General features: G+C 75.3%; 17 protein-coding genes. 9 read left to right on the top strand and 8 right to left on the bottom strand.

The window, feature by feature from the left end; all coding sequences use genetic code 11:
* Positions 1-8: 8 nt before the first annotated feature.
* Both EDD39_RS08890 and EDD39_RS08885 read right to left on the bottom strand, forming a co-directional pair.
* A complete protein-coding gene (locus tag EDD39_RS08890) occupies positions 9-2,354 on the bottom strand; it encodes a tetratricopeptide repeat protein (protein WP_123554607.1) in 2,346 nt (781 codons plus the stop codon).
* Entirely contained in the window at positions 2,351-4,312 is a 1,962-nt protein-coding gene (locus tag EDD39_RS08885; RefSeq protein ID WP_123554605.1) for an ATP-binding protein, read from the bottom strand. The genes EDD39_RS08890 and EDD39_RS08885 overlap by 4 nt, the downstream gene beginning before the upstream one ends.
* Before the next feature lie 339 nt (positions 4,313-4,651).
* On the opposite strand from EDD39_RS08885, the gene EDD39_RS08880 reads away from it, so the two are divergent.
* Positions 4,652-4,969: a hypothetical protein gene (locus EDD39_RS08880; RefSeq protein ID WP_123554603.1), complete on the top strand. Its 318-nt coding sequence runs from the start codon at positions 4,652-4,654 to the stop codon at positions 4,967-4,969.
* A 169-nt stretch (positions 4,970-5,138) separates the two neighbouring features.
* Entirely contained in the window at positions 5,139-6,296 is a 1,158-nt protein-coding gene (locus tag EDD39_RS08875) for an acyl-CoA dehydrogenase family protein (protein ID WP_123554601.1), read from the top strand.
* 121 nt (positions 6,297-6,417) lie between these two features.
* On the opposite strand, the gene EDD39_RS08870 is transcribed toward EDD39_RS08875, so the two are convergent.
* The gene (locus EDD39_RS08870; RefSeq protein ID WP_030463917.1) at positions 6,418-6,678 is read right to left on the bottom strand and encodes a hypothetical protein; all 261 of its coding nucleotides are present in this window, start codon (positions 6,676-6,678) and stop codon (positions 6,418-6,420) included.
* Between the two features lie 164 nt (positions 6,679-6,842).
* On the opposite strand from EDD39_RS08870, the gene EDD39_RS08865 reads away from it, so the two are divergent.
* Complete coding sequence (locus EDD39_RS08865) at positions 6,843-7,178, top strand: cupin domain-containing protein (protein WP_030907981.1); 336 nt, start codon at positions 6,843-6,845, stop codon at positions 7,176-7,178.
* Positions 7,179-7,209: 31 nt separating this feature from the next.
* Here the strand turns inward: EDD39_RS08865 and EDD39_RS08860 are convergent, their stop codons facing one another.
* On the bottom strand, positions 7,210-7,797 hold the full coding sequence (locus tag EDD39_RS08860) for a TetR/AcrR family transcriptional regulator (RefSeq protein WP_123554599.1): 588 nt from the start codon (positions 7,795-7,797) through the stop codon (positions 7,210-7,212).
* 109 nt (positions 7,798-7,906) lie between these two features.
* On the opposite strand from EDD39_RS08860, the gene EDD39_RS08855 reads away from it, so the two are divergent.
* The 6 genes from EDD39_RS08855 (at position 7,907) to EDD39_RS08830 (ending at position 12,766) form a co-directional block, all read left to right on the top strand.
* The gene (locus EDD39_RS08855; protein WP_123554597.1) at positions 7,907-9,460 is read left to right on the top strand and encodes an MFS transporter; all 1,554 of its coding nucleotides are present in this window, start codon (positions 7,907-7,909) and stop codon (positions 9,458-9,460) included.
* 134 nt (positions 9,461-9,594) lie between these two features.
* Positions 9,595-9,957, top strand: coding sequence for a YidH family protein (locus EDD39_RS08850; protein WP_123554595.1), 363 nt, complete (start codon positions 9,595-9,597; stop codon positions 9,955-9,957).
* The gene (locus EDD39_RS08845) at positions 9,954-10,274 is read left to right on the top strand and encodes a DUF202 domain-containing protein (RefSeq protein WP_162869977.1); all 321 of its coding nucleotides are present in this window, start codon (positions 9,954-9,956) and stop codon (positions 10,272-10,274) included. The genes EDD39_RS08850 and EDD39_RS08845 overlap by 4 nt, the downstream gene beginning before the upstream one ends.
* A gap of 201 nt (positions 10,275-10,475) precedes the next feature.
* Positions 10,476-10,748: a Sec-independent protein translocase subunit TatA gene (gene tatA, locus EDD39_RS08840; protein ID WP_123554591.1), complete on the top strand. Its 273-nt coding sequence runs from the start codon at positions 10,476-10,478 to the stop codon at positions 10,746-10,748.
* A gap of 162 nt (positions 10,749-10,910) precedes the next feature.
* Positions 10,911-12,266 carry a hypothetical protein gene (locus tag EDD39_RS08835; protein WP_123554589.1) on the top strand — a complete coding sequence of 452 codons (1,356 nt, stop codon included), beginning with the start codon at positions 10,911-10,913 and terminating at the stop codon, positions 12,264-12,266.
* Positions 12,263-12,766 carry a potassium channel family protein gene (locus EDD39_RS08830; protein WP_123554587.1) on the top strand — a complete coding sequence of 168 codons (504 nt, stop codon included), beginning with the start codon at positions 12,263-12,265 and terminating at the stop codon, positions 12,764-12,766. Before EDD39_RS08835 ends, EDD39_RS08830 begins: the two co-directional genes overlap by 4 nt.
* 8 nt (positions 12,767-12,774) lie before the next feature.
* Here EDD39_RS08830 and EDD39_RS08825 read toward each other — a convergent pair whose 3' ends face one another.
* The 4 genes from EDD39_RS08825 to EDD39_RS08815 form a co-directional block, all read right to left on the bottom strand.
* A complete protein-coding gene (locus tag EDD39_RS08825; protein ID WP_123554585.1) occupies positions 12,775-14,334 on the bottom strand; it encodes a protein kinase domain-containing protein in 1,560 nt (519 codons plus the stop codon).
* Positions 14,335-14,398: 64 nt separating this feature from the next.
* Entirely contained in the window at positions 14,399-14,536 is a 138-nt protein-coding gene (locus EDD39_RS39430) for a hypothetical protein (RefSeq protein WP_162869976.1), read from the bottom strand.
* Positions 14,537-14,541: 5 nt separating this feature from the next.
* Positions 14,542-16,716 (bottom strand): bifunctional polysaccharide deacetylase/glycosyltransferase family 2 protein, encoded by a 2,175-nt coding sequence (locus tag EDD39_RS08820; RefSeq protein WP_123554583.1) that lies wholly within the window; start codon positions 16,714-16,716, stop codon positions 14,542-14,544.
* A gap of 9 nt (positions 16,717-16,725) precedes the next feature.
* Positions 16,726-17,211, bottom strand: coding sequence for a hypothetical protein (locus EDD39_RS08815; RefSeq protein WP_123554581.1), 486 nt, complete (start codon positions 17,209-17,211; stop codon positions 16,726-16,728).
* Positions 17,212-17,381: the final 170 nt, after the last annotated feature.

Below are 17,381 nucleotides of genomic sequence, written 5' to 3'. Positions count from 1 at the left end.
GGCCGGGTTCAGAGGTCGTAGGCGTCGACGATCCTCCGGTGGCGGGCGGTGTCGGCGCCCGCCGCCTCGGCGAGGGCGGGCCAGGCCAGCGGGTGGGCGAGGTGGGCGGTGAGTTCGGTGAGCAGGGCGTCGGCCCGGGCGGCGGTGCTGGTGGGCGGGACGCCGATGGCGGCGTAGATGCCGGGCAGGCCGTCCTCGCCGCCGCCCGGGTCGGTGATCCGGTACTGGTCGCCGCTGTAGACCCAGACGGCGTGCCCGGCGGCCCGGAGGGCGTCGCGCAGGGCGTACCAGTCCTCCTCGTCGGGGCGGCCGCCGTCGATCCAGTAGGTGGTGAAGCCCGCCGGGTCGAGCAGGGTGAGGAACTCGAAGACCGGCCGCCAGTCCTCCGCCTCCGCCGAGCCGGGCTCCGGGCGGTCGCCCAGGACGGCCGGGGAGAACACCACGATGTCGCCGTGGTTGAGGTCGAGGTCCTCGCCGAGCACCGGCAGCACCCGGGCGGTGGCCGGGCCGGTGCGCAGCGCGGGCAGGTCGGTGGTGGTGCCGTTGGCGCGCGGGACGCGCAGCTCGATCAGCTGCCACTCCTCCTCGACGGGGCCGCTGTCGGTGTCGAACTCGATGCCGATCCGGGCCCCGGCGGCGCGGACGGCCGCCCAGTCGCGGTTGGCGGTGGCGGCGGTGACCAGGTGCCACAGGTCGGGTTCCTGGACGGTGCGGTGCGCGTCGTCCGGGCCGGCCTCGGCCGGGTCGAGGGCGTGCGCGAGCAGCTCCTCGTAGAGCCGCTGGGCCTCGGCGTGCTCGCCGCGCCGGGTGGCGGCGGCCGCGGCCAGCCGGCGGGTGTTGAGCGCCTCGGGCGAGTGGGCGAGGACGGCGGCGCACTGCTCGCCGACCTCCTCCCAGCGGCCCTGGGCGGCGGCCCAGCGGGCCCGCAGCCAGTGCGCGTCGGACGGCTCCCCGGCGGCGGCCAGCCGGGTGGCCAGCCGGTCGACGCCCTCGCCGTCCTCGGCGTCGATCAGCAACTGGCCGAGCATGCCGGTGAGGTACGCATGGCCGGGGTCCGACTCCAGCTGGGTCCAGGCGAGTTCGGTGACGGCCCGGGTGTGGCCGAGCGAGCCGAGGGCGCCGGCCAGGTTGACCACCAGGACGGTGTCGGGGCGCTCGCCGAGGGCCAGGGCGGCGGCCAGCAGGTCGGCGCCGGTCTCCGGGTCGGGGCGGTGCTCGGCCAGCCACTGCGGCAACTCATCGGCCGGGACCGGGAGTTCGGGCCGGGGCAGGGCTTCGGCGGCGGCCCGCAGGGCGGCCACCTGCTCGGCGACGCCGTCGGTGCGGCGGAGCTGTCCGAGCTTGCGCTCGCCGGTGCGGGCCAGGGTGAGGGCGACTTCGCGGGCCCCGCGGGCGAGGGCCAGCCGGCCGGCCCGCAGCACCAGGTCGAGGCACGGGCGGTGCGAGCCCGCGGTGTCCAGCTCGCCGGCCCAGGAGGCGAGCCGGGCGCCGAGCGCGGCGTCGTTGTCGAACTCCCCGGCGGCGACCAGCAGTTCGACGGCGGCGGACCAGCGGTGCCGGATGTCGGGGTAGCGGTCGGCTTCCTCGGCGTCCGGCAGCTGCTCCAGCGCGGGGCCGGTGCGGCCGAGCGCGGCGAACTGCAGGGCCCGGCCGACCGCGAGCTTGCGCCGGTCGTCGTCGTCCGGCCGGTTCCCGGCGGCGACGTGGGCGCGCTCGGCGGTGTCGTAGACGTCCAGCGCGTCCTGGTGGCGGCCGAGCCGGTGCAGCGCGGAGGCGCGGCTGTGCGCGAAGGAGAGCGAGACCCGCTCGCCGGCCGCGGCGATCCGGGTCTCGGCCCGGTCGAGGTGGGTGAGCGCGTCGGCGGGGCGGCCGTCGTCCTCCAGGGTGTCGGCGTACTCGCGGGAGAGGCAGTCGAAGCAGGCCCGGGCCGGTTCGACCCGCTGCAGCGCCTCCTCTAGCACGGCGAGCCGCTCGGGGACGTAGCCGGGGCCGTCGATGTTGGCGTGGCAGATGGTGAAGTCCTGGACGGCGCACACCGACTGGGGGCAGGCGGCGGTCTCCTCGCGGTGCGCGAACTCCAGCAGCGACACCGCCTCGGCCATCGCGGCCTCGCCCTGGTGGCGCTTGTTCAGCAGGTTCTGCAGCCGCCAGTGCCGCAGGAACACCTCCACCCAGGGCAGTTCGAGCGCCCGGGCGGAGGCCAGCGCCTCCGGGAACATCGCGTCCAGCTGCTCGTTGCGGCCGTCCACGGCGTGCCCGGCGATCTCGGCGAGCGCGTCGGCCAGCCGGTGCCGGCCGGACTCGGCGAGCTGCCGGTGGGTGTCGTGCACCCAGGACCAGATGTCGGTGGTCATCGTTCCTCGTCCCCCTGGGGAAGGTCTGCGGTTCCTCCGGCGATGGTGTCGGGCACCGCCGACAGGCCGTGGGCGGGGACGGCGGCGGTCAGCGCGGCCACGGCGGTGGAGACGCCGGCCAGCGCGGCCCCCAGGTCGCCGCCCGCGGAGCCGGCGGCCGCCGCCATGATGACCTTCAGCGAGCGCAGCAGCGCCGCGGCGGTGGCCGCCCCGGTGTGCCCGTCCCGGTACGCGGCCAGCAGGTCGCGGACGGCGGGCGAGGCCAGGTTGAGGTACAGCCGGGCCTTGACCGCGCCGTCGGTGCGCGCGGTGAACGCCCGGGCCAACTGCAGGGCGGCGGACGGGATCCGGGCGTCCGCCCGGTCGTCCTCGATCCGGGCCTTCAGCTCGGCCTCGCGGTCCGGCACCAGCACCAGCGGCAGCCCGGGCGGGTCGAACCGGGCGGGCACCAACTGCTCGCCGTCCTCGGTGAGCGCGGCGGCCAGCCAGGCGTGCTGCTCGGCGGGCAGCGGCAGGTCGGGGGCCCGGAACAGCTCCTTGTTGCCGCTCTCGCTGCCGAGTTCGACGATCCGGCAGTCCCGCAGCCGGGCGTAGCGGCGCAGGAACGGCAGCACCGCGTACCGGTCGCCGCGGGCGATCGGCACCTGCATCGCCCGGTACAGCATCTCCTCGAAGCCGCCGCCGCTGCCCAGCGCCACGTGCACCGCGCCGGAGCCCGCGGCGCGCAGCGCGCCGGCGGTCAGCTCGCCCTGCGAGGTCGGCACCGGGACGTCGTCGGCGAGCAGGGTGAACAGCCGGTCGTCGCAGAGCGCGGCGCCGAGCAGGTCCTGTCCGTGCCGGGCCAGGATCCGCCGCCAGGCCGCGGGGTGCAGCCGGGCGGTCTCGTACAGGCCGTCCACGATGGCGTCGGCGAGCGCCTGCTGGAGGGCCCGGTAGTGCTCGTCGCGCTGGAGGTCCTCGCGGCTGGCGGTGGGGGTGAGCCGGGTCGACTCGACCACGCCGCCGATGAAGCCGGCCCAGCTGGGCAGCAGGTCGCGGGCGTCGTCGGCGAGCAGCATGCCGCGCAGGTAGACCGCCAGGTCCCGGTTGTCGCTGGACCCGTACGTCCCGCCGTCCTGCACCCAGAGCAGTCCGACCGCGTCGGTGCGGTCCTCGACGGGCGTCACCGGGAAGGCGGTCAGCGGTTCGAAGCTGCGGGCGAACGCGGTGGCGAACCGCATCCGGTGCAGGTGCGGCGAGCCGGGCACGTCCTGCCGCCAGGGCACCACCACGCCGTTGACCGGCTCCTCGTCGTCGCCGACGTGCACCGGGATCGGCAGCAGCACGCAGTACCGAGCCAGCACCTCGCGCAGCGCCTGCTCGTCGGCGAGGTGCGCGTGCTCGGCCTTCAGCCGCAGCCGCACCACCGTCCCCGGCCCGGGCCGCGCCGGGGCCGGCTCGACGCTGTACTGCTCGCCGCCCCGGCTGCGGTAGGTGTGCGCGGCCGACGGTTCGCGGTGCGAGGCGGTGGTGACGGTGACCTCCTCGGCCACCGAGAACGCCGAGAGGAAGCCCAGCCCGAAGGCGCCGATCAGGTCCTGGTTGCCGGTCAGTTCGCGCAGCATCCGGGTGTAGCCGGTGCCGACGGTCGCCAGGTACGCGTGGATCTCCGGCTCGGTCAGCCCGGCCCCGTTGTCCTCGATCGCCACCGTCCGCGCCGCGGCGTCCCCGCGGACCCGGATCAGCGGGCGGTAGGCGCCCTCCGGGTCCTCCAGCTTCCGCCGGGTGTGCGAGTCGTGGGCGTTCTGCACCAGTTCGCGCAGCGCCACCAGCGGGGTGGAGTACAGGTGGGTGGCGAGCACGCCGACCAGGCCGCCGAGATCGACCTCGGTGGTGCGGAGATTCGCCGAGTTCTCGGACGCGGGGAATTCGGCGCCGCTTCCGCCGGCACCGGAAGCGGGGGGAAGTCCATCAGACATAAGGCCCCAGTGTGCCAGTACGACAATCGGGCGACCACTGTTTTCGGATTTCCGGTTTCTGTCGATCCTCGGTCAACCATCCGTTGACGTGCGGGGATCTCCTCCCGGCCGCGCCGAACGGTGAAATCCCTTGCCAGCGAGGTGTTCTGCCGACCCGCGCCGGTCACTGCCGGTTCCGGGGCTATTCCATAAGAGTGACACCTTCGAGCGAACCCGCGTGCCCGCGCTGGAACCCGAACGGCCCAGTGGGCAATCCTGGTGACGCGACGTCAGGAACCGGCGCGAACGGGGCGGCCACCCCGCAGCGCCACATTCGCACCAGTTAGCAGGGAGACCACCGTGTCCCGTATTCGCGCAGTCGCCGTCGTCACCGCCCTCGGGGCCTTCCTCCTCGCGGGCGCCGGCACCGCCGCCGCCGACAACGGCGCCGGCGCCGACCACTCCTCCGACAGCAGCGTGGTCAGCAACATCGGCTCCGGCAACATCGTCGGCCCCGTCCACGGCAACGCCAACGCGAGCCAGCAGACCGCCACCGGCTCCGGCGCGGGCAACCAGAACAACACCCTCGGCGTCACCGACAACGCCGGCGGCGTCGGCGCCCTCCAGTCCAACGCGAACCTGGCGCACACCGTCTACTACCCGTTCGTCCTGTACTAGGCCCCACTCCCCGGGCCCCACCCGGGCGCGGGGGACGGCGCGGCGCGGCACCACCCGCGCCGCGCCGTCCCCCGCACCAGGTCACGGCGGGTCGCGGCAGCCATGGACACCGGAAGCTACCGGCGATTAACTTGTCTGCGCCACCAGCCGTCGCCGAAGGGAGCGCACCGTGCGCCGCAGCGTGTACACCGAGGACCACGAGGCGTTCCGGGAGACCATCCGGGACTTCATCGCCAACGAGGTCGTGCCCGCCTACGAGAGCTGGGAGGAGGCCGGCCACCCGCCGCGCGACTTCTACCGCAAGCTCGGCGAGCTCGGCGTCTACGGCATCGAGGTCCCGGAGGAGTACGGCGGCGCGGGCGAGACCGGCTTCAAGTACCAGGCGGTGATCTACGAGGAGACCGCCCGCGCGGGCGTGACCTTCGGCTCCTCGGGCGTGCACACCGGCCTGGTGCTGCCGTACCTGATGGAGTACGCCACCGAGGAGCAGAAGCGGCGCTGGCTGCCGGGCTTCGTCTCCGGCGACATCATGACCGCGATCGCCATGACCGAGCCGGGCGCGGGCTCCGACCTGGCGGGCATCGCCACCACGGCGAAGCTCTCCGCGGACGGCACCCACTACGTCCTCAACGGCGCGAAGACCTTCATCACCGGCGGCGTGCTGGCCGACCTGGTGCTGGTGGTCTGCCGCACCGCCCCTTACGACCCGGCGGACCGCCGGGCCGGCCTGTCCATCCTGTGCGTGGACACGAAGTCCGAGGGCTACGCGGTCGGCCGCAAGCTGCAGAAGATCGGCCTGCGCACCTCGGACACCGCGGAGCTGTCCTTCAGCGACGTCAAGGTGCCGGTGGAGAACCTGCTCGGCGAGGAGGGCCGGGCCTTCTCGTACCTCACCCACAACCTGGTGCAGGAGCGCCTGGCGATCGCGGTCGGCGCGTACGCCTCGGCGGCCGCGGCGGTGCGGTTCGCGGTGCAGTACGTCAAGGAGCGCAAGGTGTTCGGCAAGGCCGTCGCCGAGTTCCAGAACACCAAGTTCTCGCTGGCCGACTGCCAGGCCCAGGTGCTCGCCCAGCAGGCGATGGTCGACCAGGCGCTGGAGCTCTACCAGCACGGCGAGCTGACGGTGGCGGACGCCGCCGCGGCCAAGCTGTTCTGCACCGAGTCGGCCTCCGAGGTGATCGACAAGTGCCTGCAGCTGCACGGCGGTTACGGCTACATCCTGGAGTACCCGATCGCCCGCCTCTACACCGACAACCGGGTGTTCCGGATCTACGGCGGCACCAGCGAGGTCATGCGGACGATCATCGCCAAGTCGCTCGGCCTGTGACCGGGCGCTGAGCGCGCGAGCGCCGCGGACACGGCACTGAGCACGCGAGCGCCGCGGACACGACGGAGGCGGGCACCCGGCCGGGTGCCCGCCTCCGCTCCGTTCCCACGCCCTTTCCCGGTCAGTTGACGCTGGTGCGCCACGCCTCCAGTCCGGCCGCCGAGGCGGCCCGCGCCTGGTGCAGGGTGCGCTGCGCGAGCTCGGCGGGCTGGGTCTCCAGGGAGCGGACCCAGCCCCGGCCCGCGTTCGCCAGGGCGGTGCAGACCAGCACCGTCCCGGCCAGTCCGACGACGGCGCCGAGCCCGGTGAGGGCCGCGCCGGCGGTGAGCATGCCGCGGTTCACCTGGAAACCGCCGAAGGTGAGTTTCTGATTGGTCGCCATAGGGCCACCATCGGCCCACTCCCCCGGCCCCGCACGCCGAGCGGCCCGCTCCTTAACCCCTGCGCGTGATCCAGCGCGCGACACGCGCGGGCGGCCGCCTAGGGTCGGCCGCGGGGCCCGGTCGGCGGGCCCGGTGGTGCGGGGGCCCGACGGAGGAGAACGCGATGACCGAGCAGCCGGCCCGGATCGACCTGAACGCCCTGGCCGAGGAGCACGCCGCCAAGGCCGCCGCCAGCCCGCACGGCCGCAGCGCCCACCTGCTGCTGCACGACGGCGTGCTGCGGCAGACCGTGATCGCGCTGCGGGCCGGCGCGGTGCTGGACGAGCACAACGCCCCGGTCGCCGCCAGCCTGCAGGTGCTGCGCGGCCGGGTCGCGCTGACCGTGGCGGGCCGCCGCCAGGAGGCCGGCCCGGGCGAGCTGCACTCCATCCCGCAGGAGCGGCACGGCCTGCTCGCCCACACCGACGCGGTGGTGCTGCTCACCGCCGTCACCGCCTGACGCCCGGCCGCACCGCCCCGGTCCCGCCCCGTCAGCCCGCCGCCCCGCCCAGCACGTCGCCGGAGACCAGTGCCAGGCCGCGCAGGTACTCCTCCCCGCTCGGCGCCAGTTCGGGGCCGATCAGCCACTGGGCGGCCTGCCCGAGCAGCAGCGACTGGTAGAAGACGCCCCGGGCCAGCTCCTCCGGGGTGTCCGCCGCCTCCGCCCTGCCCTGGAACAGCGCGGCCAGGCCGAGCCGGCCGTCCTTCTGCGCGGCGGCCAGCCGCTCGGGCAGCCCCGGCAGGTGGTCGAGCTGCCCGAGCAGTTCGAACTGCACCGTCCACAGCCCCCGGTGCGCGGCGAAGCTGTCGCGCACCGCGTTCCAGGCCCGGACGAAGCGCTCCTTCGGGTCGTCGACCTCCGCGGCGGCGGCCAGGGCCGCGCCGATCGACTCGCCCCACGTCCCCATCGCGCCGACCAGCGCCTCGACCAGCAGGGCGTCCTTGGAGCCGTAGTGGTAGCCGATCGCGGCCAGGCTGACGCCCGCGCCGGTGGCGATGTCCCGGGCGGTGGTGCGCCCGTAGCCCTTCTCTTGCAGGCAGCGGGTGGCACTGGCCAGCAGGTCCTCACGATTTCCCATGCCCCGATGCTAACCGCGTCCAAGACGAATGTCTTGCTCACACGTCTGAAACGATTGATTTAGACGCTTGTACTAGACAGTCGTGCAAGACATCCGTACAGTCATCGTCATGACCACCGACGACCGCACCACCCACCGCGCCGGCCGCCGCGCCTGGCTGGGACTGGCCCTCCTCCTGCTGCCGACCCTCGTCCTCGCCATGGACATGGGCGTGCTGTTCTTCGCCGTCCCCTTCATCGCCACCGACCTGCACCCCAGCGGCACCCAGCAGCTGTGGATCATGGACATGTACTCGTTCCTGCTGGCCGGGCTGCTGATCCCGATGGGCGCGCTGGGCGACCGGATCGGCCGGCGCAAGCTGCTGATCGGCGGCACCGCCGCCTTCGCGGCGGCCTCGCTGGTCGCCGCCTGGTCGGACGGGGCGGCCCAACTCATCGCCGCCCGGGCCCTGCTGGGCGTCGCGGGGGCGGTCTTCGGGCCCTCCACGCTGGCCCTGATCCGCAACATGTTCCCCGACCCCAAGCAGCGGCAGTCCGCGATCGGCGCCTGGAGCGGCGTGATGATGGCCGGCGCCACCCTCGGGCCGGTGCTCGGCGGCCTGCTGCTCAACCACTTCTGGTGGGGCTCGGCCTTCCTGATCGCCGTCCCCGCGATGCTGCTGGTGACCGCCCTCGCCCCGGTGCTGCTCCCCGAGTACCGCGCCCCGCAGCAGGGCCGCTTCGACCTGCTCGGCGCCGCCCTCTCGATGGCCACCGTGCTGCCGGTCGTCTACGGCATCAAGACCCTCGCGGTGGACGGCTGGAGCCTGCTGCCCGCCCTGGTGCTGCTCGCCGGGCTGGCGGTCGGCGGCGCCCTGGTGGTCCGGCTGCGGACGGCCGCGAACCCGCTGATCGACGTCACCCTGTTCCGGATCCGCACCTACACCGGGGCGATCACCGTCAACACCATCGCGATGTTCGCGATGATGGGCTTCACCCTCTTCACCTCCCAGTACCTGCAGCTGGTCAAGGGCTACAGCCCGCTGGCCGCCTCGCTCTGGGCCCTGCTGCCCAGCGTCGGCGTCGGCGCGGCGGTCGGCGGGTTCGGGGCGCTGGCCGGCAAGGTGCGGCCGGCCGTCCTGCTGGTCGCCGGGTTCCTGGCCAGCGCCGCCGGGTTCGTCGCGATGGCCCTGGTGAACCCCGGCTCCTCGCTCGCCCTGCCGCTGGTCGCGGCCGGTGTGATCGCGGCCGGATCGGTCGGCACCGTCAGCATCACCGGCGAGATGGTCCTCTCCGCCGCCCCCGCCGACCGGGCCGGCGCGGCCGGCGCCACCTCCGAGACCGCCCAGGAGCTCGGCAGCTCGCTCGGCATCGCCGTCCTCGGCGCGGCCGGCGCGGCGATCTACCGCTCCCGGATGGACGGCGCCACGGCCCCCGACGCCGCCCGCGACACCCTCGGCGGGGCCGTCACCACCGCCGCTCACCTCTCCGGCGACGCCGCCGACCGGCTCCTGACCACCGCCCGCGACGCCTTCGCCGACGGCATGCACGTCGCCGCGGTGGTCGGCGTCCTGGTGATGCTCGGCGCCGCCCTGGCCGCCCACCTGCTGATGCGCCACCTGCCGGTGCCCGGCGCGGCGGACGCCCAGCAGGAGAAGGAGGAGGCCCTGCCCGCAGCGGCGTGACACCGAGGGCGCGGGGAAGCGCGCGAGCGGTCGGGCACGGAACGCGGGACCGCACCGGAACGGCAGGCCACTGCCCCCGGTGCGGTCCCGCCGCCGCGCGTGCAGCCCCCGCGGGTGCGGCCTAGGGTCGCCGTATGGCGGCGGAGGACGAGGATCCGGCGGACCGGGAGGAGCTGGACTACCGGTTCACCCTGGCGAACGAGCGGACGTTCCTGGCCTGGATCAGGACGGCGCTGGCGCTGCTCGCGGGGGCGGTGGGGCTGGACCAGTTGACGCCGGACCTGGCCCCGGTGCCGGTGCGGGTGGTGCTCTCGGTGGCGCTGGCGGTGGGCGGGGCGGGGCTGGGGGTGGCCGCCTACCACCGCTGGGTGCGGGTGGAGCGGGCGATGCGGGCGGGCGGTCCGCTGCCGGCCACCCGGACCATGCTGGTGCTGACGGTGTGCGTGGCGGTCGCGGCGGCGGTGTTCTCGGTGCTGATCGTCGGCCGGTCCCGGTGACCTCCCCGCGCGATCCGGGCCTGCAGCCGGAGCGGACGCTGCTGGCCTGGAGCCGCACCGCGCTGGTGCTGGCCGCGGACGCGCTGCTGGTCCTGCGCACCGGCTACGTCCGGCGGCTGCCCGGACTGGCCGCGCTGGGCGGGCTGTTGGCGCTGGCGGCGGTCGCCCTGTACGCGCACGGGGTGCGGCGGCGCAGTGCGGTGGAACACAGTCCGCACGCCCCGGCGGGCCGGTGGTGGATGCGCGGGCTGGCCGTGGTGGTGGTGCTGGCCGCGGGCGGGTCGGCCTGGTCGGTGCTGGTGAACGCCGGTGGCTGAGTTCCGGGGGCGGCCGCCGGGCCTGCGCCGGGGCCCTTCAGGTGGTACAGACCACATGACTCGGATCACCTGTTTTTCGGCGGCTGTTTGCCGACGGGTGTATACGTTCGCCGACCGGGCCAGGCATACTGGCCGGGTCGGGCCTTCCGTCCGACCCAGACGTCACAGCGAGAACCTCCACGAAAGGACCGGTGGTCAGGGATGTTCCGTAACGGTCTTGAGCCCTGGCACATCATCATCGTTCTGGTGGTGCTGGTCCTGCTGTTCGGCTCGAAGAAGCTGCCCGAGATGGCCCGTGGCCTCGGCAAGTCGATGCGCATCCTGAAGGCCGAGACCAAGGCCCTGCGCGAGGACGACGCCCCCGCGGAGGCGCAGAACGGCACCGCCGCCTCGCAGGCCGAGCAGCCGCGTCCGGCCGTCGAGCCGACCAACGTCGCCAAGGCCGCCGAGCCGACGAAGTCGACCACGGCCTGACGCCGCGTCGGCCCCCGGCCGACCCGCCCGCCGTACCGGAGCCCCCGGCCCGTCGCCCCGACGGACCGGGGGCTCCGGCGTGTCGCCGCGCCCGGGTGGCTGGGCGTTTTGTTCTGGTATCTCCTGGTATCCACCTGACGGCGGATCACCAGGAGGCACCGGATGGCGGCGGACCCCTCGGGCGGGCGGGAGCTCGCGGAGCTGCGCGAGCGGATCGCCCTGCTGGAACGGCAGGAGAAGGAGCAGGGACCGCCCCGGCGGGAGCACCACCGGGTGCGGTCCTTCTTCGCGGTGCTGCTGATCGTGCTGGCCGCGGTGCTGACCCCGCTCGGGGTGGTCGCCGCGTGGAGCAAGTCGCAGGTGACCGACACCGACCGGTTCGTCTCCACGATGGCGCCGCTGGCCTCCGACCCCTCGGTGCAGAACGCGCTCACCAACCGGGTGACCACCGCGGTGATGCAGCAGCTGCCGATCACCGACCTGCTGAACGAGGTCGCCCCCGCCGACCGGCCGCTGCTGGACGCCGCGCTGGGCAAGGTCGGACCGGCGCTGACCAGCGGGCTGACCGGCTTCGTCCACGACCAGGTGCTGCGGTTCGTCCAGTCCGACGCCTTCGCCACGGTCTGGACGGGGGTGCTGCGCAACGCGCACGCCGCGTTCGACAAGGTGCTGACCGGGCAGGGCGGCGGGGCGGTGCAGATCAAGGGCGACACCGTCAGCCTGGACCTGGCGCCGGTGGTCGCGGCGGTCAAGGACCGGCTGGTGGCCAACGGGCTGGGGCTGGCGTCGAAGATCCCGGAGGTGCACACCGACTACACGCTGGTGCAGTCGGACGCGGTGCGGAAGGCGCAGACCGGGCTGCGGCTGCTCGACCTGGCCGGGTTCTGGGTGCCGGTGCTGGCGGTGCTGTGCGCGGTCGGCGGGATCGCGCTGGCGGTGCGCCACCGCCGGGCCACCGTCGGGGCGGCGCTCGGGATGGCCGCGGGGGCGGTGCTGCTGGGCGTCGGGCTGAGCGTGTTCCGGGCGCTCTACCTGGACAAGCTGCCCGCCGACGTCGACCAGGCCGCCGCGATGGCGGTGTACGACACCCTGGTGCGCTACCTGCGGGCCGCGGTCCGGATGGTGCTGGCGCTGGGCGTGGTGATCGCGCTGGCGGCCTGGCTGACCGGCGGCGGGCGGCGGGCCGGCTGGGTGCGGCACCTGTGGCGCTCGGGGCTGGGCGCGGTCCGGCAGGCCGCCGAGGGCCTGGGGATGCGGCTGGGCCCGGTCGGCCGGTTCGTGCACCGCTGGAAGTCCTGGCTGGGCTGGGGCGCGGTCGCGGTCGCCGCCGTCGTGCTGCTGACCTGGAGCTACCCGACCGGCGCCGTGGTGCTGTGGATGGCGCTGGTGCTGCTGGCCTTCCTGGCCGTGCTGGAGTTCCTGGACGCGCCCGCGCACCCGCCCGCGGCCGCGGCCGCCGCACCGCCCGCCGACGGCCCCGCCGGGCCGCCCGCCGGCGGGAAGGCCGACCCGGCGTGAGGGAGCTGGCCCGGACGTACCTGGCCCTGCTCGGCGGCCCGGTGCTGCTGCTGACGGCCTACTTCGCGGTGCCGCTGGGCTGGTTCGGGCCGCACCACTCGGTGATCAGCTGGCTGGTGTTCGGCCTGCTGCTGACCGCGCTCGGGGCCGGGGTGCTGCGCGAGGTGCGGATGCAGGTGCTGGGGCTCTCCCGGCACCCGGTGCCGCGGATCCTGGCCCTGCTGTGCGCCGCGCTGGTGGTGTTCGCCACCGCCTACCTGGGGATGTCCCGGCAGCCCGGCGAACTGGAGGGGCTGCACACCAAGATCGACGCGCTGTACTTCACGGTGATCACCATGGCGACCGTCGGGTACGGCGACATCCACCCGTCCGGGCAGGCCGCCCGGGTCGTGGTGATGCTCCAACTCCTGTACACCGTGGTGTTCCTGACCACCGGGGTGACCGCGCTGACCCAGCAGGTGAAGACCCGGGCGGTGAAGCGGGCCCGGCACCGGGAGTAGGGCGGCGGTCAGTCGTCCTGCTGGGCGGCCTGGACGTGCACGGCGGTGACCAGGGCGCCGAGCCGGACCTGCCAGCCGGCCAGCAGCGGGGGCGACGCGGCCTTGCGGTGCTGGAGGTCGCGGACCAGCTTCTGGGCGTCCTTGAGGGCGCTCTCGGCGTCCGCCGGCTGCTTGTCGTTGACGGCCTGGGTGGCCTCGTCGAGCAGCCTGGTCAGGTCGTCCTGCTTGTCCCGGTCCTTGCTGAACTCGGCCTGCGCCACGTCGGCCCGCAGCTGGGCGAGCTGGGCGACCACGGCGCCGCCCCTGGGGGTGGCGGAGGGCTTGGGCGAGGCGCTGGGCTTCGCGGAGGCGGACGGGGACGGGCTGGGCGACGGGGACGGCGACGGGGACGCGCTGGTGGCGGCGGTCGTCGGGGCGGGGGTGTGCCCGGCCCGGGGGGCGGAGCCGCCGCCGCCGAGCGAGAACGCGGCGATGCCCGCCACCACGGCGATCACCGCCGCGCCGATGCCCGCGTACACCAGCGGGTTGCGGCCGCGCCGGGGCTCGGGCTCCTCCTCCTCGAAGCGGGACGGGGACAGCAGCGGGGCCTGCACCGGCGGCAGCACCGAGGTGCGGTGCTGCTCGGCCCACGGCTGCGGCGGGGCGGCGGCGGGCGGCGGCGGGGCCGCGGGGTAGGCCGCCGCGGGGACGGGCGGCAGCACCTGGGTGGCCGCGCCGAGCAGTTCGGCGGTCCGGTCGACCGGCCCGGCGGGGACGGCGGCGAGCAGTTCGGCGGCGGCGGACTGCGCGTCGGCGGGCCGCTCGGCCGGGTTCTTGGCCAGCAGCCGCAGGATCGCGGCGTCCAGCGCGGGCGGTACGTCGGGGCGGTGCGCGCAGACCGCGAGCGGGTACTCGGTGACGTGCTTGAAGGTGACCGCGACCGGGGTGTCGGCGGTGAACGGCGGGGCGCCGGTCAGCATCTCGTACAGCACGCAGCCCACCGCGTACAGGTCGGCGCGGCCGTCCACCGGGGCGGCGGTGGCCTGCTCCGGGGAGAGGTAGGCGGCGGTGCCCAGCACCGAGGCGGTCTGGGTGAGCTGCTGGCCGGAGGAGGAGCCGGCCCGGGCGATGCCGAAGTCGACGACCTTCACCCCGCCGTCCTGGGTGATCATGATGTTGCCGGGCTTGACGTCCCGGTGCACCAGGCCCTGGGCGTGCGCGGCGGCCAGGGCGTCCAGCACCGCGGCGGCGGTGCCCACGGCGCGCTCCACCGGCAGGACGCCCTGCTCGGCGATCAACCGGCCCAGCGTCGCTCCGTGCACCAGCTCCATCACCAGGTACGGGGAGCCCTGGTCGACGCCGGAGTCGAAGACCGTGACGATCCGCGGGTGCGCCAGCAGCGCGACCGACCGGGCCTCGCGGGCGAACCGCTCGGCGAACCGGGGGTCGTCGGCCAGGCCGCCGTTGAGCACCTTGACCGCCACCGGGCGGCCCAGCTGGTGGTCCAGGGCGCGGTACACCGTGGCCATGCCCCCGACGCCGAGGATCTCGCCGAGCTCGTAGCGCCCGTTCAGCGCGCGTCCGATCATCGGATGCTCCTTCCACCTCGGTCCGGCGACCCGTGAACCATAGCGGGCCCGGCCGGGGAGGGGTTCAGGGGCGCTGGACGAGCAGGACGGCGGCCAGCGCCGCGAGGGCCGCCGTCAGCAGGGTGCGCAGGACGCCCGGCGGGCCGTGCAGGGCGCGGCGGGCGGCCCGTTCGGCGGCGGGCGAGGTGCGGGGGAAGCTCATCGTCGTCAACTCCGGTTCGCCGGGGCCTGGAGCGAGCCGTAGCGCTGCATCCGCTGCCAGCGCAGCCGGTTGCCGGCCAGTGCGGTCCACACCGACTGGATCACCACCAGGTACATCAGCTGACGGTAGACCACCTGCTGGAGCGGCAGCGTCCAGAGCGGGCCCAGCCGTTCGCCGTCCAGGCGGAACGCGTAGCAGGCCGACAGCGCCTGCAGCACCAGGAAGCCCAGCCAGACCGCGGCGATCCGCACCGGGTCGAGGAAGAGCAGGCCGTAGACCGCGAACACGTCCACCGCCGGGGCCAGCAGCGGCAGCAGCACCTGGAACACCAGCAGGTAGAGCAGGCCCCGGCGGCCCAGCTTGCCGGCCTGGCCGTGCTGGGCGAGCGCCCGGCGGTGCTTCCACATCGCCTGCAGGGTGCCGTAGCACCAGCGGTAGCGCTGGCGCCACAGCGCGGAGAGCGAGGCCGGGGCCTCGGTCCAGGCGATAGCCCGCTCCTCGTAGACCACCCGCCAGCCGGCCCGGCACAGCGCCATGGTCAGGTCGGTGTCCTCGGCCAGCGTCTCCTCGGCCACACCGCCCAACCGCAGCAGCGCGGAGCGGCGGAAGGCGCCGACCGCGCCGGGGACGGTGGGCATGCACTGGGCGAGGTCGAAGAAGCGGCGGTCCAGGTTGAAGCCGACCACGTACTCGATGTGCTGCCAACGGCCCAGCAGGCCGCCCCGGTTGATCACCTTGGCGTTGCCGGACACCGCGCCGACCCGGCGGTCGGCGAACGGCTGCACCAGCAGCCGGACCGCGTCCGGCTCGAACACGGTGTCGCCGTCGACCATCACCACCAGCTCGCAACTCGCGTGCCGCAGGCCGTTGTTGAGCGCGGCCGGCTTGCCCGCGTTGGCCTGCCGGAGCACCCGGACACCGGGCAGGCCGAGCGACTCCACCAGGTCGGCGGTGCCGTCGGTGGAGCCGTCGTCCACCACGATCACCTCCACCGGGTGGTCCGAGGCCAGCAGCGAGCGCACCGCCGCCTCGATGCCCGCCCGCTCGTTGTACGCGGGCACGATCACGGTGACCGGCTCGGTGACCGGCGGGCCCCAGCCGCGGCGGCGCAGGCGCCGGTGCCGCCGGGCCGCGACGACCAGGGCCACCGCGCGCAGCACGCTGATCGCCCCGGCCGCCCAGAGCAGCCAGCCGAGCGCCGCCACCGCCCGGTCGCTGCCCGCCAGGGCCAGCAGCAGCGCCCGGCCCTGCCAGTGCTCGACGCCGCTCGCCGGGTGCGCGGCGTCCGCGATCGACGCCGTCTCGGAGACCGTCCCGACCCGGTAGCCGGCCCGCTTGAGCTCCGGCAGCAGTTCGGCCAGCGCGGCGACGGTCTGCGAGCGGTCGCCGCCCGCGTCGTGCATCAGCACGACCTGGCCGGCCGCCGGGCCCGGCGGGGTGGCGCCGGCCACGATCCGCGCCACGCCCGGGCGCTGCCAGTCCTCGCTGTCCAGGGTGGTCAGCACGGTCAGGTAGCCGGCCTGCCCGGCCTGCCGGACGGCCTGCCAGTCGGCGTCGGTGAGCGCGTCGTTGGTCGAGGAGTACGGGGGGCGCAGCAGCGCGGTGGTGGTGCCGGTGGCGCCGGCCACCGCGAGCTGGGCCTCGCGCAGTTCGAGCGAGCGGCGCCAGGGCGCGGCCTGCCCGAGGTCGGCGTGGGTGAAGGTGTGGATGCCGAGCTGGTGGCCCTCGGCGAGGATCCGGCGGGCGAGTTCGGGGTGGTCGGCGACCTGGGTGCCGACCACGAAGAAGGTGGCGTGCACGCCCTGCTGCTTCAGCACGTCCAGGATCTTCGGCGTCCAGACCGGGTCGGGGCCGTCGTCGAAGGTCAGCGCGACGGTGCCGGGGGCGGGCCGGGCGGTGCGGGGCGTCGCGCCGGACGCGTCGATCACCGGGCCGCCGTGGGCGGCCTCCGGGGGGACGGCGCCGGCCGGGCCGGTGGCGCGGACGGCGCCGTCGGGGGCCGATCCGTACAGGTGGCGGGTGTAGCCCTGCAGCAGCAGGGCCGCGGCCAGGGTCACCACCAGGGCGGTCAGCAGCAGCCAGTGCGTGCGGGGTGCGGGCTGGCGCACCACGCCCCGGCGGCCCCGGCGGCCGCGCTGGGCGGGGCCGCCGCGGCGGGGGGAGGTCCGGGGGAAGGTCATCGGGGCTCGCTAGGGGCTCTTGGTGGGCTTCCGGCTGTTGCTCGGCGCGGTGGTGGGCCGGCCGTGCGGGGCCGTCGGGCCGGGGGTCGGGGTGGCCGTCGGGCCCGGGGCCGGGCCGGTGGCCGTCGCGGTGCTCCGGGCCGCGGAGCTCGCCGCGGCCGGTGCCGCGGGGGCCTGGGCCGGGCGGGTGGCGGCCGCCGAGGTCCGGTCCGGTCCGGGCGTGGACCGGCCGTCGGCCACCGGGCCGGTGCTCGCGGACGGGGTGGTGGCGGTCGGGGTGCCGGGGGCCGCCGGGGCGGCGGGGCGGGGCAGGAACGGCGCGCCCAGGGTCGGGCCGCCGAGCGCGCTGCTCGCCACCAGGGCCAGGTAGCCGGCCGCCGGGACGGCCAGCAGCCGTCCGATCCGCCGCGAACGGCGCTGGCGCCGGCCGCTGGCGTCGACGAACACCGGGGCGGCCGGGTCGGCGGGCCGTGCCGCGGTCGGGGTCTCGGTCACCGTGGTTCCTGGGGTCGGGCGGGTTCCGGCACTCCGCTGGTCTGAGCTCCGGACGGACGGTGGACCCGGGGGAGTTCAGCCGTCCGTCCGGAGCGGTTCCCCGACCGGCGGCGGACCCGGGGGAGTCTTCTGCCGGTCGGAGCTGTCCCGGACGGGCGGGGGCCCGGGGG

It is taken from the genome of Kitasatospora cineracea, assembly GCF_003751605.1.
Classification (GTDB): Bacteria; Actinomycetota; Actinomycetes; order Streptomycetales; family Streptomycetaceae; genus Kitasatospora; species Kitasatospora cineracea.
Note: the sequence above shows the minus strand (reverse complement) of the source record. Positions and strands in the feature narration are given on the sequence as shown.